At 49.5% G+C, this 13462-nt stretch carries 16 protein-coding genes and 1 other RNA gene; 6 read left to right on the top strand and 11 right to left on the bottom strand.

All coding sequences use genetic code 11. The features are described from left to right. Positions 1-100 precede the first annotated feature (100 nt). From HMPREF2551_RS05260 to HMPREF2551_RS05275, 4 genes are read right to left on the bottom strand one after another with little or no spacing between them, the layout of a single operon-like run. Positions 101-1213, bottom strand: coding sequence for an SGNH/GDSL hydrolase family protein (locus HMPREF2551_RS05260; RefSeq protein WP_070837621.1), 1113 nt, complete (start codon positions 1211-1213; stop codon positions 101-103). Continuing rightward, entirely contained in the window at positions 1210-2238 is a 1029-nt protein-coding gene (gene patB / locus HMPREF2551_RS05265; protein WP_070837623.1) for a peptidoglycan O-acetyltransferase PatB, read from the bottom strand. The genes HMPREF2551_RS05260 and patB overlap by 4 nt, the downstream gene beginning before the upstream one ends. A 10-nt stretch (positions 2239-2248) precedes the next feature. Continuing rightward, positions 2249-3685, bottom strand: a complete 1437-nt coding sequence (locus HMPREF2551_RS05270) for an MBOAT family O-acyltransferase (RefSeq protein WP_070837625.1) — start codon at positions 3683-3685, stop codon at positions 2249-2251. 46 nt (positions 3686-3731) lie between these two features. Next, positions 3732-4370, bottom strand: coding sequence for a DedA family protein (locus HMPREF2551_RS05275; RefSeq protein WP_070837627.1), 639 nt, complete (start codon positions 4368-4370; stop codon positions 3732-3734). A 218-nt stretch (positions 4371-4588) separates the two neighbouring features. Here HMPREF2551_RS05275 and hda point away from each other — a divergent pair, with 218 nt between their 5' ends. The 4 genes from hda to HMPREF2551_RS05295 all read left to right on the top strand — a co-directional run bounded on the left by hda (position 4589) and on the right by HMPREF2551_RS05295 (position 7240). Then, positions 4589-5257 carry a DnaA regulatory inactivator Hda gene (hda, locus tag HMPREF2551_RS05280; RefSeq protein ID WP_070459969.1) on the top strand — a complete coding sequence of 223 codons (669 nt, stop codon included), beginning with the start codon at positions 4589-4591 and terminating at the stop codon, positions 5255-5257. Then, the gene (locus HMPREF2551_RS05285; RefSeq protein ID WP_070837629.1) at positions 5254-5922 is read left to right on the top strand and encodes a histidinol-phosphatase; all 669 of its coding nucleotides are present in this window, start codon (positions 5254-5256) and stop codon (positions 5920-5922) included. Before hda ends, HMPREF2551_RS05285 begins: the two co-directional genes overlap by 4 nt. A 60-nt stretch (positions 5923-5982) precedes the next feature. Further along, positions 5983-6297, top strand: a complete 315-nt coding sequence (locus tag HMPREF2551_RS05290; protein WP_003747161.1) for a TonB family protein — start codon at positions 5983-5985, stop codon at positions 6295-6297. A gap of 157 nt (positions 6298-6454) precedes the next feature. Continuing rightward, the gene (locus HMPREF2551_RS05295; RefSeq protein WP_070837631.1) at positions 6455-7240 is read left to right on the top strand and encodes an endonuclease/exonuclease/phosphatase family protein; all 786 of its coding nucleotides are present in this window, start codon (positions 6455-6457) and stop codon (positions 7238-7240) included. A 170-nt stretch (positions 7241-7410) separates the two neighbouring features. Here the strand turns inward: HMPREF2551_RS05295 and ssrA are convergent. The 3 genes from ssrA to HMPREF2551_RS05310 form a co-directional block, all read right to left on the bottom strand. Next, positions 7411-7773: a transfer-messenger RNA gene (gene ssrA, locus HMPREF2551_RS05300) on the bottom strand. Positions 7774-7885: 112 nt separating this feature from the next. Beyond that, positions 7886-9100, bottom strand: a complete 1215-nt coding sequence (locus HMPREF2551_RS05305; protein WP_003747157.1) for a pyridoxal phosphate-dependent aminotransferase — start codon at positions 9098-9100, stop codon at positions 7886-7888. An 84-nt stretch (positions 9101-9184) separates the two neighbouring features. After that, entirely contained in the window at positions 9185-9400 is a 216-nt protein-coding gene (locus HMPREF2551_RS05310; protein ID WP_003682441.1) for a tautomerase family protein, read from the bottom strand. Positions 9401-9565: 165 nt separating this feature from the next. Here HMPREF2551_RS05310 and HMPREF2551_RS05315 point away from each other — a divergent pair, with 165 nt between their 5' ends. After that, the gene (locus HMPREF2551_RS05315; protein WP_070838046.1) at positions 9566-10165 is read left to right on the top strand and encodes an MlaC/ttg2D family ABC transporter substrate-binding protein; all 600 of its coding nucleotides are present in this window, start codon (positions 9566-9568) and stop codon (positions 10163-10165) included. A gap of 62 nt (positions 10166-10227) precedes the next feature. Here HMPREF2551_RS05315 and efp read toward each other — a convergent pair whose 3' ends face one another. Genes efp through HMPREF2551_RS05330 form a run of 3 tightly spaced genes read right to left on the bottom strand, consistent with a single transcriptional unit; the run spans position 10228 to position 12298 of the window. After that, positions 10228-10788, bottom strand: a complete 561-nt coding sequence (gene efp / locus HMPREF2551_RS05320) for an elongation factor P (RefSeq protein WP_036490530.1) — start codon at positions 10786-10788, stop codon at positions 10228-10230. 42 nt (positions 10789-10830) lie between these two features. Continuing rightward, positions 10831-11988, bottom strand: a complete 1158-nt coding sequence (gene earP, locus HMPREF2551_RS05325; protein WP_070837633.1) for an elongation factor P maturation arginine rhamnosyltransferase EarP — start codon at positions 11986-11988, stop codon at positions 10831-10833. A gap of 31 nt (positions 11989-12019) precedes the next feature. Then, entirely contained in the window at positions 12020-12298 is a 279-nt protein-coding gene (locus tag HMPREF2551_RS05330; RefSeq protein ID WP_070837634.1) for a hypothetical protein, read from the bottom strand. A gap of 102 nt (positions 12299-12400) precedes the next feature. On the opposite strand from HMPREF2551_RS05330, the gene nadE reads away from it, so the two are divergent. Next, positions 12401-13189: an NAD(+) synthase gene (gene nadE / locus HMPREF2551_RS05335; RefSeq protein ID WP_003747146.1), complete on the top strand. Its 789-nt coding sequence runs from the start codon at positions 12401-12403 to the stop codon at positions 13187-13189. 68 nt (positions 13190-13257) lie between these two features. Here the strand turns inward: nadE and HMPREF2551_RS05340 are convergent, their stop codons facing one another. Beyond that, positions 13258-13458 carry a protein MIGRI gene (locus HMPREF2551_RS05340; protein WP_003747144.1) on the bottom strand — a complete coding sequence of 67 codons (201 nt, stop codon included), beginning with the start codon at positions 13456-13458 and terminating at the stop codon, positions 13258-13260. Positions 13459-13462: the final 4 nt, after the last annotated feature.

Below are 13462 nucleotides of genomic sequence, written 5' to 3' on the forward strand. Positions count from 1 at the left end.
GTTTATTGAATAAGCGATCAACAAAAGGCCGTCTGAAATATGAATTCCAGACGGCCTTTTTTGTGCTGTGAATGAGAAAAATACTTAGGCTTTTGCCAATTTATTGGGCAAAGCGGATCAGGCTGTCGGCAAGCTTATCGGCTGCAGTTTCATAGCCTTGTGCGGAGAAGTGAACGCCGTCTTTGGCTGCCAAGCCTTGCACCATCCAGTTTTTCATGCTGCATGCGCCGCCCATTGCATCCTGCCAAGACCAGAACATGATTTTTTCGTCACGGGCGATGCGTTGCTGCATTTGTTGTACTTCGCTGAGCAAGACAGGGCGGTTGCCGCAGCTGCCATAGGCGGTTTTCAAAGATTCCGGCGCACCGAGGATCAGGATGCCTGCGTTGGGCAGGGTGTTTTTGATTTGATGGATGTAATTGCGCCATGTCCGCTCGGTAGAGGAAATATCGAGGTTGCCGGAAAAGGCTTCGTTGGTACCGTAGGCAAGGATGATTAAATCAGCTTTGGTTTGTGCCAAATCTTCCCACATGCCCGGCCGCCATTTTGACCATTGGGACAATTGCGCGCCGTTGATGCCCATGGCGGAAACGGTTACGCCGCGTCCGGGGCGTTCGATATTAATGAAACCGATTTGCCAAGGCATGCTGCTGCTGAGGGTCATCGGCAGGGAGGCGTTGGTATGCAACAGTTGCCAGCCGTTTTGTTTGGCCGGGATTTCGCGGCCGTTAACAATCAGGGTTTGCTCGGACCAAACGGGCTTGCCGAAGATGGAGATTTGTTGCGTATCCATGCTGCCGTCGGCCGCGCTTAAGGTAACGCTGCCACCATCGGCGCGTGCTTCAATGCCGCCGAAAGAGAAATCGCTGTGTGATTTGCGGCTGCTGATGGTGTTCCAACCGCTGCCGCTGTAACGGACGGTTGCCATGCGCTGGCCTTTGACGGTGTTGGGGTAAACCCAACCGATGCCGCCGTTGCCCCATTTTTGTTGCAAACGGCGGCGCAGGCGGTCGGTGAAATAGTCGCCGGCGGTGTGTGAGTCGCCGACTTGGATAATGCGGAATTTGCCGTCTGAAGTATTGTTGAGCTGTTGCAGTTTGTTCAGCCAGGCAGGGCGGTTGGAGCTGTAGTTGCTTAACAGGCCGTCATCGGCGGCACAGGCGGCCATAGGGAGTGCAAGAAGCGTGAGGAGTAAGGTTTTATTTAATTTCATGGTTGTGTATCGTGTGTAAAATTAATTTTTTCCATAATTTTTTCGGCCAATAGTTTTTGGCCTTCTGCGGAAAAGTGGATGCCGTCCTTGCTGCGGTAACGGATGATTTTTCCATCTACTTTGACAGAGTCGGCATATTCTTCTGCGCCATGGCTCAACAGTTTGTCGGTCGGCAGCCAGATGGCTTGAGGCGACACCGTACCCGACAGGATTTTGTCGAGGTAGCGCATCTGTTCGTTGAGCTTGGCTTTTTTCATGTAAGGAATGCCCAGCCAAATGACTTGGACATCATGTGCGGAGGCTGCATCAAGAATACGGCGGACGCGGTTGAGGTATTCCGCTTCCCATTCGGGGGTGGCGAACTTCAGGTATTTTTTACCCATCGGGAAATCCCATGGGTCGTTAGGGCCTAAGAATACAACCAAAACGCGGATGTCGGGTTCTTTTTGCAAAGTTTGTTCGATGGTTTTCGGCCAGTCGAAGAAGTTGGGGTAGGACAAGCCGGTGCTTTGTTTGCTGAGGTTGACCGATTGTACGCCATATTCTTGCTTGAGGTGTTTTTGTACGAAGGGTGCAACGCCCTGCATCAGCGAGTCGCCGGCAAAGAAAACTTTGTTGCCTTTTTTCAATACAACCTGCGTTGTCGACTGATCAGCCTGATTGCTTGGCTCGCTGGCGGCGGCATCCGTATTGTTAGCCGCATCAGAAGCGGCAGTCTCTTTTTGATTGTCCGATGTTTCAATGTTTTCCGTATTTTCAGACGGCCCTGTTGTTTCAATGCCAGAATCTTCCGAAACCAAAGCGTCTTCTGCTTCCAGCGAAGCTTTCAGGCCGTCTGAAAATTCGTAGGCTTTTTGTTGCCAATCCGCACCGATACGCCACCAAGCGTATTCGGATAAAGGCTCAAGCGGACTGTTCTCATGATAGGTCTGCTGCCAATAGGCATTGATGGAGTTTTGGGCAAACCACGTCAGCGCAACCGCACTGAGCAGAATCGAAACAAACAGGGAGATAAAGCGTTTCATGTTCTGCTCCTTAGAAGTTGGCGTAAATAAAGCCGGGAATGCCGGACGGGGCGAAGACGATAATCAGGGCGAGGATAAGCGTGATGGGGATAAACCACAGCCATGCAGGTAGTTTGTCCAAGCCTTTTACCGATGCTTCAAATAAGCGAAGCAAATACGGGTACAGCAAAAGCATCAGTGCAAAGGCACCCAGCAACATGAGGTCGGTCGGCAGAGGCGCGTTCCAACCTTTATCATTGGCAAATAAGGCGCTGAACAGCATTTCCGTATCGGCAAGCGTTGCGCTGTTGAACACGACAAACGCGAAACAAACGAAATGGAAGGTAAACAGCCAGGCGAGCGGCTTGCCGATTTTCAGACGGCCTAAGGCATTGCGGCCGACGATTTTGTCGCCGCAGTTAAGCAATACCAAGGCTGCACCGTGCAGTGCACCCCAAATCAAAAAGCTCCAGCCGTAGCCATGCCAAATGCCGGAAAGCAACATGGCAATCATCAGATTGAGCTGGGTACGTCCGAAGCCTTTTTTGCTGCCGCCCAAAGGGATATAGATATAGTCGCGAATCCAAGTGGACAGGCTGATGTGCCATCTGTCCCAGAAGTCGCGGATGTTGATGGCGCGAAGCGGCGCGGCAAAGTTTTTCGGCAGTTGGAAGCCGAGCAGCATGGCCAAGCCGATGACCAAATCCGAGTAGCCGGAAAAGTCGAAAAAGAGTTGGAAGGTATAGCCATAAATCGCAGACAACACGCCCCAGCCGTCGAACTGGGCCGGATTTTCAAAAACAGGCGATACCCAGCCTTCCGCCAATACGCCGGCAAGCCACCATTTTTTGGCAATGCCCAACACAATCAGGCCGACCGCCAACGCCGGATAAATCAGTTGGCGTGCTTGTTTGGTGCGGATTTGCGCCAATGCGCCCGCTTGTTCGCCGTCTATGCTTTTAAAAGCGGCCGCACGGATAATCGGGCCGGATGTGATGGTGGGGAAGAAGCTCAGATGCAGTAGGAGCTCGTGCCATTCAAAACGGTCTCCTTTAGGCTCGCGGTAGCAATACACCAAGTAAGCCAGCGATTGGAAAGTGTAATAAGACAAGCCCAAAGGCAAAAGGATGTCGATGATGGCGCTTTGCTCCATATATTGCTGAATAATCGGGCGGAAAAAGTCGAAATATTTGAAGAAACACAAAACAGTCAATGCCGCCGAAATACCGCAACCCAGCCAAAATTTGCGGATATTCTCGTTTTCAGAAAACATCAGCACGCTGATCAGGTAAACCACAGACGAGTAAACCAAAATCAGTGCGGCAAAAATGGGTTCGATACGGTAAAGCCAGCCCAGACCGGCAACCAAAAGTAAAACGTTTTGAACTTGCGGCAAACGTGCAAATGCCCAGTACAGCGGCAAAAATACGATAAAGAATACCGCAAACTCAATAGACAGCAACGGCATGACAATTCCTTGATGTGTTTAAACTTTCAAACTTTTCGATTGATTGTTATTTTTTGGCGTTAAGTTTGGCACGGATAATTTCGACTACCGCAGGTAAAATCGAAATCACGATGATTGCCGCCATGACTAAGCCCAGATTGTTTTTGACGACGGGAATATTGGCAAAGAAGTAGCCTGCATAGGAAAATAACAATACCCACAACACTGCGCCGATAATGTTGTAACGGATAAACGTTGCGTAGTGCATATTGCCCATGCCTGCGACAAATGGCGCAAACGTCCGCACAATCGGCACAAAGCGCGCAATGATGATGGTTTTGCCGCCGTGTTTTTCATAGAACGCATGGGTTTTTTCCAAATACGAACGGCGGAAAATTTTGGAATCAGGATTGGCAAATAGTTTTTGTCCAAAATACTTGCCGATCATAAAGTTGGCCGCATCGCCTAAAATGGCGGCTGCTAAGAGTAGCAATACCATGACGTGGATGTTCATGCCGCCGATGGCCGCAATACCGCCGGCGGCAAACAGCAGCGAGTCGCCGGGTAAAAATGGCGTTACGACCAAACCGGTTTCGCAGAAAATTACAACAAACAAAATCGCGTAAATCCACGGGCCGTATTGGGCGGAGAGGTGGACAAGGTGTTGGTCGATATGGAGGATGAAATCAATAAGGGTAGAAATCACTAGGGTTCCCAAATAAAAAGGTCGTCTGAAAAAGAACAGACAAATGTTTCGGCGAGAAGTTCGACATTGTAAAACCAAAGCGGAATAAAACCAATGCCGTAAGCTGTTTAGAAGTGCAGATATGTTGCAGGTATAGGCTTCAGACGGCCTTTATCCTTGATGGTGAACCGCAAAACAACGTAAAATAAAGCCGATTTCAACCTAACCGGTGCGCCTTTGTGAACCAGCTCATCTTCGATTTTGCCAGCCATGATTATCCCGGCTTCGACAAATTTCTGGGAACAGAAAATGCCGAGCTGGTGTATGTGTTGCAGCACAAACATGGGCAATTTATCTATGTTTGGGGCGAAGAGGGCGCAGGCAAAAGCCATCTCTTGCAGGCATGGGTCGCCCAGGCACTCGATGCCGGACGAAATGCTATCTATATCGATGCCGCTGCCACGCCGCTGACAGAAGCCGCGCTAGATGCAGAATATCTTGCCATTGACCAAATCGAAAAGCTTAATAATGAAGAACAGGCTTTACTGTTTGCCATCTTCAACCGCTTCCGCAACAGCGGCAAAGGCTTTTTGCTTTTGAGTTCCGAATATACGCCGCAGCAGCTCGTTATCCGTGAAGACTTGCGCACACGCATGGCGTATTGCCTGGTTTACGAAGTCAAACCGTTGACCGACCGGGAAAAAATCGATGCGCTTGTCAGCATGGCCGCCGCCCGTCAGGTAACCATCGATCCGGAAATCTTCGAATACCTGCTGAACCATTGGCGGCGCGATATGGACAGCCTGATGCAAATGCTCGATACCCTCGACAACTATGCCGTTATGATGGGCAAGCGCATTACTTTGCCGCTTTTGCGCCAGCTTTTAAAACAACAGGAAACCCAATGAAAAACCTTGCCATTTTCGACCTCGACAATACCTTGATCAATACCGATTCGGATCACTCCTGGCCGCAATACCTGATTAAAAAAGGCATAGTCGATGCGGCTGAAACTGAGGCGCAAAATGAAAAGTTTTACCAAGACTATCAAAACGGTTGTCTTGATATTGATGCCTTCCTCAAATTCCATCTCGCGCCTTTGGCCCGATTCAGCAAGGAAGAATTGGCTGAGTTTCATCGCGAGTTTATGGCCGAATATATTGTTCCGTATATTTCCCCGATGCAGCGTATGCTGGTGCAAAGCCATCAAATGGCGGGCGACGAAATGTTGGTTATTTCTTCGACCAACGAGTTCATCATTACCCCGATCTGCCATCTTTTCGGTATTCACAATGTTATCGGCACACAGCTTGAAACCGGCGAAGACGGCCGCTATACCGGCAACTATGTCGGTACGCCCAGCCTGAAAGAAGGCAAAATTACCCGATTGAACCAATGGCTTGCCGAGCGTGGTGAGACCTTTGAAAGCTACGGTAAGGTTTATTTTTACAGCGACTCCAAAAACGATTTGCCGTTGCTGCGTATCGTGGACGAACCTGTCGCCATCAATCCAGATGCCGAGCTGGAAAAAGAAGCCAAAGCAAAAGGTTGGCCGATTTTGAATTTCAAATAACGATCAATCAGGCCGTCTGAAATATTTAAACCTAACCACAACCCTAATAAGGACTAAAACATGAAAACGACTAAACTCCTCGCCTCAGCCCTGTTGTTTGCCGCTGTATTCGGTACTGCACAAGCAGCCGATACCGAAACTCTGGAAGCCATGAAAGCGCAAAACGGCAGCGTTAAAACCGTTTTGATGGATGTCTTCACAACTCCTGCCGGCAACGTTGACCGCGTGAATATCATTCAATCCAGCGGCAATCCTGAAATGGACGAACGTGCAGTGAAAAGCGTTTCCAAATATCCTTATCCAAAACGCAAAACCGCATCTAAATATCAGCACACTGTTACTTTTGAAACCAATGTTGAAGTAATCAATAACTGATTCGGACGCAAGGCCGTCTGAAAAACAGAAGGCGTTTTGATTGGGAAATTCCCTGTCAAAACGCTGTTTTATTCTTTAAACAAGTATAACCAAAATTGCCGTAAAACCACACGCTCCGGTGCTATACTGAAACAAATAAACCGCTTCATCACACATCATGTCTCCCCGTCCAGTTACCATTACTTCCTACAATATGCACAAAGGCATGTCCGCACTCAACCGCAAAGTGCAGGTCAACCGCATGGCTGACGCGCTGGGTGCATTGGGTTCGGATGTTTTGTTTTTACAAGAAGTCCAAGGACAACATCTCAACAGAAGCCGCCGTACCGACTTTCCCGATGCACCGCATTACGACATCATCGGCGACAGCCTCGATTATCATCGCAGCTACGGCAAAAATGCCGTCTATCCCAAACGACACCACGGCAACGCCATTCTCAGCCGCCTGCCGCTGAAAACGGAAAACAACCTCAACATCAGCGTCAACAAACTCGAACAGCGCGGCCTGTTGCATTGCGAGGTCGTGCCCGAAGGTTGGGAAGACCCGCTGGTGTGTCTGTGCGTCCACCTCAATCTGCGCGAGCCAGACCGCCTCAAACAATACCGCGCCATCAGCGACTATGTCGACCGCCACATCAACCCTGACAGCCCCTTGATTATTGCCGGCGATTTCAATGACTGGCGGCAAAAATCAGCGCGTGAGCTGGGCAGAGCATTAGATTTGAACGAAGTATTTGTCGATAATACAGGCAAACGTCCCAAAACCTTCCCCTCGCGCCTACCCATCCTCAGTCTCGACCGCATTTACACGCGCAACCTTGATGTCATCGATTCTGAAATCCACAACAGTAAAGACTGGCAACATTTGTCAGATCATCTGCCATTGAGTGTAACGGTTAGGCCGCATCGTAAAATGAATATGAAATCTGATAGAAAAATGTAAGGCTGAAATCTTTTTTAAAGCAAAGCACTATTGGCAATGTATCGAAAGAAAAAGTTTTTTCACTCAGATATTTGAGACAAAAACAGGCCGTCTGAAACGTTTCAGACGGCCTGTTTTAAGTTTATAAAAAAGCGCAAACCTTTTTAAATCAAAAATTTGCGCTTCAAATCTGGTGGAGGCGGGGGGAATCGAACCCCCGTCCGAAAGTCCTCTATAGAGCGTTCTACATACTTAGTTGTGTCTATTTAGAATCTCGTCCCCATCATGCCGACCAACAGGCCTTCAGGGAACCAGTTACCTTAAATCTCGTTTCCTACCAAGTAACCCGACAGAAAACCAGTCAATGTAGAATGACGTTGCGGTAGCTTGCGCTACACAGCCCATTGACCAACTGCTGCAACGGCAGGCCTTAAGCGGCCAGTGCGTAAGTTTCGTCGTTTGCGACTATTTTGATTCAGTGTTTAACGGGAAATCTGAGACCCCGGTATGCCCGCATCTGCTTTGCAACCCCCGTCGAAACCAAGATCGCCCCCAGATAGGAAGGGTTGATTATACGCATGTCGGCGGGCTTTGCCAAGTTGCTGTTCGATTAAAAAGGCCGTCTGAACAGCGGTTTGCTTTTTCAGACGGCCTCTTTGTTTAGGTTTATTGACGGTAGTTTTGCAGGAAGCGTTCGAGTTTGCCCATGGCCTCTTCAATTTGATGAACGGGCGGCAGGGTAACGATACGGAAGTGGTCGGGGCGTATCCAGTTGAAGCCTGTGCCTTGGACGAACAGGACTTTTTCACGTACGAGTAAGTCGTAGATGAATTTCATGTCGTCGTGGATGCTGTACATTTCGGTATCGATTTTGGGGAACATATACAATGCACCCATGGGTTTGACGCAGGATATGCCCGGAATCTGGTTGACCAGTTCCCATGCTTTGTTGCGTTGCTCGAGCAGGCGGCCGCCGGGGAGGAGGAATTCGTTGATGCTTTGGTATCCGCCTAAGGCCGTCTGAATGGCGTGTTGCATGGGTGTGGTGGCACAAAGGCGCATAGACGAGAGCATGTCCAAGCCTTCGATATAGCCTTTTGCATGATGTTTCGGGCCGTTGAGTATCATCCAGCCTTGACGGAATCCGGCAACGCGGTAGGCTTTTGAGAGGCCGTTGAATGTCACGGTCAGGAGGTCGGGGGCGAGCGCGGCGATATGGTGGTGTACGGCGTCGTCGTAGAGGATTTTGTCGTAAATTTCGTCGGCAAAAATAATCAGGCCGTGTTTGCGTGCCAATTCGGCGATTTCGAGCAGGATTTCTTTGCTGTACACCGCGCCTGTCGGGTTGTTGGGGTTGATGACGACGATGGCTTTGGTTTTAGGCGTAATTTTGGCTTCCATGTCGGCCAGGTTGGGGAACCAGTTGTTTTCTTCGTCGCATAGATAATGGCGGACGGTGCCGCCTGCCAGTGTTGCGGCGGCGGTCCACAAAGGATAGTCCGGTGCGGGAATCAGGATTTCGTCACCGTCGTTGAGCAGCGCCTGCATGGACATAGTAATCAATTCGGAGACGCCGTTGCCAATGTAAACGTCGTTGACGGTAACGTCGAGCAGTCCTTTGGTTTGGTAGTAGTGGACGATGGCTTTGCGTGCGGAGTAAAGGCCTTTGGAGTCGCAATAGCCTTGTGAAGTCGGCAGGTTGCGGATGACGTCAACCAAGATTTCGTCGGGCGCTTCAAAACCGAACGGAGCCGGATTACCGATATTGAGCTTGAGGATTTTGTTGCCTTCTTCTTCCAGTTGCAGGGCTTTTTTGTGAACCGGGCCGCGGATGTCGTAGCAAACGTGATCCAGTTTGGATGATTTGGGAAATTTCTCCATGATGTGTGTTCCGTAAAATTGTTAACAATGGGATAAATGTACTCTTTTTGCGGGTAAATTAAAAGGGTTTCAGACGGCCAAGGCTTACTTATTGCGCGCTTCGGCACGGCGAACCGTCACGCTTTTGCCGCCTATGCCCCAGTTGTCCATATCGATTTCGTCGATGACGACGACGGTTGTCTCAGGGTTTTTGTTGAGAACGCGTGAGAGTAATTCGGTGACGCCGCGGATTAATTCGGCTTTTTGCTCCGCGCTCGGGGCTTCGCTGCCGCCGGTTACTTTGATGTTGACGTAGGGCATGGCTTCCTCCTTTGAAAATAATGTTTATATGTTATCTTATTTTTATCAGGCCGTCTGAAATTTAATTGCAGGATTTTTCATTGCTCATGCCTGCTTTTACAAAGAATTAAGTTTTTTGGAATGGATTGTTTTTACAATGCGGTTTTATTTTGGATGGATATCATCATGAACCGTTTTCTTCAGACTTTGATTGTGGCTGCACCAATGGTAATTGCCGCGCCTTATGTGGCGGCGGAAACGCATCCGGCGCAAAAGCAGATGCAGCAGAATATTGATTCTGTGTTGAAAATCGCACGCAATACGTCTTTGACAGAGGCGCAACGTGTGAAACAGGTTGAGCAGTATGCCGACCGTTATCTGGATTATGAGCGTATTTCGGCTTTGGCGGTTGGCGCGCCATGGCGTGAATTTTCTGCCAAACAGAAAACCGATTTTATCCGTGCATTCAAAGACATGGTCATTGCGATGTACTCTCACTCTGCACTGATTGGCGCGGCGGATGCAAATGTGCGCCTGTTGCCGAAGATGACGGCAAACGGTAATAAGTTTGATGTTTTCTCAGAAATTCAAACCAAAAAAGGTACGAAGTATGAAGTGGCTTACCAGCTTTACCAAAGCGGCGGTGTGTATAAGATTTACAACATCCGCGTGGACGGTACCAGCTTGGTAACAGTATACCGCAATCAGTTTGGCGAGCTGATTAAGAGCAAAGGCATTGACGGTACGATTGCCACTGTCGAAGCCAAGGGCTTGAAGAAACAATAAGGCAGATTGATAAAAGGCCGTCTGAAACTTGTTTCAGACGGCCTTTTTGTATTACGGGCTGATTAGGCGCGTTTGCGGAATTCGCCGGTACGGGTATCGATTTCGATTTTGTCGCCGTTTTCGATGTAAGACATCACTTGGATTTCAGTGCCGCCGACCAGACGTGCGGTTTTCATCACTTTGCCGGAAGTATCGCCTTTAACGGCAGGCTCGGTGTATTCGACTTCGCGAACGATGATGGTAGGCAATTCTACGGAGATTGGGTTGCCTTCGTAGAAAGTAACTTCGCATTGGTCTTCCATGCCGTCAACGATGAATTTCAACGCGTCGCCGATGTTGTCGGCTTCGATTTCGTATTGGTTGAATTCTTCGTCCATGAAGACGTACATTGGGTCGGCAAAGTAGCTGTAAGTACAGTTTTTGCGGGACAGGATCACGACGTCGAATTTGTCGTCGGCTTTGTAAATGGTTTCAGTAGCGGCACCGGTCAGCAGGTTTTTCAGTTTCATGCTGACTTTGGCGGAAGAGCGGCCGCCTTTGATGTATTCGGTTTTTTGAACGACCATAGGATCGTTGCCGACCATGAATACGTTGCCGGCGCGCAGTTCTTGTGCTGTTTTCATTGTGGTTTTCCAATCAAATCGGTTGTAATAAAACGCGCTATTTTAGCGTATTTTTTTGTGCTTTGAAATAAAGGCGGCAAGTTTTTCGACGGCACTTTTTTGGGCAAAAAGTCCGTCCCGCCATTTTGCCGCGCTTTGGCGCCATTCGTTTTGATGTGCCGTCAAGGTTTGCCATGCCTGCAGGCGTTGGTTGTCGCTGAGTGCTTCGCCGTTGTTGAGTTCGTCGGAAAGGAGGCGGTGTGCCGTGGCGACAACATCCGGATAAACTTGATGCGCTTTGTCCCAAAAAGCGTGCAGCTTGTCGAGATGGATATTTTCTTCTTGCGGATAGATGTGCCAAAAGAAAGGTTTTCCGGCGAGTTGAGCGCGAACAAAGCTGTCTTCGCCGCGTATGACGGCGCCGTCGGCAAGGTTGAGTAGTTTGTCGAAATCTTGTTGGGCAACGAAAGGGATTTTGATCAGGGTAATGTGTTCGCTCTGATACACATCGCCGTCTTCAAGCAGGGTATTTGGCGGCACTAGGCCGCTGTTTTTCAGGCTGGCGATGATTTGTGTACCTGCAAGCAGCAAGGTAATGGGTTGGCCGGCCTGTTGCCACATGGTCAGCCATTTTGCCCAAATATCGCTTTGATAGCCGAAAAGCAGCCATTCAGGCGCATTTTTTGCGGGAAGTTTGAGTTGTCGGCGTAAGGTTTCCGTATCAAAGCGGGCAAATTCGGCGTAATCACGTTCGCGCAGCAGGCCGCCGCTTTTTTCGCTGAAACCCATAAACCAAAAGTATTTCTGTATGCCGCCGGCTTGTAGCGAGGGCATTAAGTGCAACCTCTCGTTGCTGTCTTCCGCGCTGAGGTATTCCCAGTTGAGCCAAAGCGGTTGGTGTTGGCGGATGATGGATTGAACGTCATCGGGCAGTTCGCAGGCGAAGGTTTCGATGACAATGTCGGGGGTAGGGGCTGTATCGGTATCTTCGGCATGGTCGGCTTGCCAAGCGTGAATGCCGATGCCTTGATGGATATTGGGAATCGAGGCCAAATCAGGGCAAAGTGCTTGAAGGGACGGGAAATCATCTGTCCATAAATGCACTTGCCAGCCGAGTTCGCGTTGCAAAATACGCGCCAGCCGCCATGAAACGCCGATGTCGCCGAAGTTGTCGATGACGTTGCAGAAAATCCAGCAGGTATAAGGTGGGGGAGTGGTCATGGAAAAATATGCCCAAGGCCGTCTGAAAACATCAGAATGCGCCGAAATAGTGGAACAAATAAACAATCAGCAAAACAATCGGGATAAACATCCCAATGCTTTGCCGTTTCAATTCGGGCTCTTGTTTGAGGTGGTGTTTGATGACGTCAAAGAGGACGAATTTAAATAGGAACGTGGCTTCGCAGGCAAGGATGATACCGTTGATGAGGTGTTGCGTTTTGTCTTCGGGCGGGTTGAGGGCAAACCACAAAAGGGTGGCAAGCGGAATCAGGCAGACGGCGAGCCAGCGCAAAAGAATGGGTTTGGACATGGTGTGTGTGCAAGAAATAAAAGAAACATTATACCCTGTCGTCTTTCAGGTAAGTGCAAATCAGGCTATCATTCGGTTTATTTGAAGCGAACATTTATCCCTATGCAAACCCAAGCCATCATCCGCCATATCGTTCAATGGCTCAAAGATTACGCCGAGCAGGCGCGTGCCAAAGGTTTTGTCGTCGGCGTATCCGGCGGCATCGATTCTGCCGTGGTTTCCACCCTTGCCGCGCAAACCGGTTTGTCGGTTTTGTTGTTGGAAATGCCGATTCGTCAGAAATCCGACCAAGTTAACCGCGCGCAAGAACACATGGGCCGTCTGAAACAGCGTTATCCTAACGTAAAAGCGCAAAGCGTTGATTTGACTCCGGCGTTCGATACGTTTGCCGATACCGTTGACGTCAGCGAAACCGAATTTCCCAACAAACAGCTGGCACTGGCCAATGCACGCAGCCGCCTTCGCATGACGACGCTTTATTATTACGGCCAGCTGCATGGTTTGCTGGTGGCCGGGACGGGCAACAAAATTGAAGATTTCGGCGTCGGTTTCTTCACCAAATACGGTGACGGCGGCGTGGACATCAGCCCGATTGCCGATTTGACCAAGACTCAAGTGTACGCGCTGGCAGCCGAGTTAGACGTATCGGAAGACATTCAAAAAGCCGTGCCGACAGACGGCCTTTGGGATACCGAGCGTACCGATGAAGAACAAATGGGCGCATCTTATCCCGAACTCGAATGGGCGATGAGCGTGTACGGCAGCCACAAGCCTGAAGATTTTGAGGGCAGGCAGCGCGAAGTTTTGGCAATCTATACCCGATTGCACAAAGCCATGCAGCACAAAGTCAATCCGATTCCGGTTTGCAAGATTCCGGAAGAATTGTTTTAAGTTTGAATATCAAAAGGCCGTCTGAAAACGCTGGATTAAGGTTTTCAGACGGCCTTTTATATTTTATTTCAATAAGAATTGGGAATATGCTTGAAAAACAGCATCATCAAATACCAAAACAGCGTAGCCGCCGCCGCCCCCAGCAATACCCACGCGCTGATTTTGGCGATTTCCCGAATGGTGCGCTTTTGTTGGCGGCTGAACAGACGGTTCACAATCAATGCCGCGATGGCGCAAAAGAAAAAAAATCGCAAAAGCCTGCCTATCATTTCA

Origin of the sequence: Neisseria sp. HMSC066H01, from assembly GCF_001837375.1 — a bacterium.
Lineage (GTDB): Bacteria > Pseudomonadota > Gammaproteobacteria > Burkholderiales > Neisseriaceae > Neisseria.

Excerpts from the sequence above, each read along its gene's own strand:
- HMPREF2551_RS05340 (WP_003747144.1), bottom strand. The coding sequence starts at position 13,458 with ATGATAGGCAGGCTTTTGCGATTTTTTTTCTTTTGCGCCATCGCGGCA.
- HMPREF2551_RS05305 (WP_003747157.1), bottom strand. The coding sequence starts at position 9,100 with ATGGAGAAATTTCCCAAATCATCCAAACTGGATCACGTTTGCTACGAC.
- HMPREF2551_RS05285 (WP_070837629.1), top strand. The coding sequence starts at position 5,254 with ATGAAAAACCTTGCCATTTTCGACCTCGACAATACCTTGATCAATACC.
- HMPREF2551_RS05290 (WP_003747161.1), top strand. The coding sequence starts at position 5,983 with ATGAAAACGACTAAACTCCTCGCCTCAGCCCTGTTGTTTGCCGCTGTA.
- HMPREF2551_RS05270 (WP_070837625.1), bottom strand. The coding sequence starts at position 3,685 with ATGCCGTTGCTGTCTATTGAGTTTGCGGTATTCTTTATCGTATTTTTG.
- nadE (WP_003747146.1), top strand. The coding sequence starts at position 12,401 with ATGCAAACCCAAGCCATCATCCGCCATATCGTTCAATGGCTCAAAGAT.
- HMPREF2551_RS05295 (WP_070837631.1), top strand. The coding sequence starts at position 6,455 with ATGTCTCCCCGTCCAGTTACCATTACTTCCTACAATATGCACAAAGGC.
- earP (WP_070837633.1), bottom strand. The coding sequence starts at position 11,988 with ATGACCACTCCCCCACCTTATACCTGCTGGATTTTCTGCAACGTCATC.
- HMPREF2551_RS05310 (WP_003682441.1), bottom strand. The coding sequence starts at position 9,400 with ATGCCCTACGTCAACATCAAAGTAACCGGCGGCAGCGAAGCCCCGAGC.
- efp (WP_036490530.1), bottom strand. The coding sequence starts at position 10,788 with ATGAAAACAGCACAAGAACTGCGCGCCGGCAACGTATTCATGGTCGGC.
- HMPREF2551_RS05260 (WP_070837621.1), bottom strand. The coding sequence starts at position 1,213 with ATGAAATTAAATAAAACCTTACTCCTCACGCTTCTTGCACTCCCTATG.
- HMPREF2551_RS05330 (WP_070837634.1), bottom strand. The coding sequence starts at position 12,298 with ATGTCCAAACCCATTCTTTTGCGCTGGCTCGCCGTCTGCCTGATTCCG.
- patB (WP_070837623.1), bottom strand. The coding sequence starts at position 2,238 with ATGAAACGCTTTATCTCCCTGTTTGTTTCGATTCTGCTCAGTGCGGTT.
- HMPREF2551_RS05315 (WP_070838046.1), top strand. The coding sequence starts at position 9,566 with ATGAACCGTTTTCTTCAGACTTTGATTGTGGCTGCACCAATGGTAATT.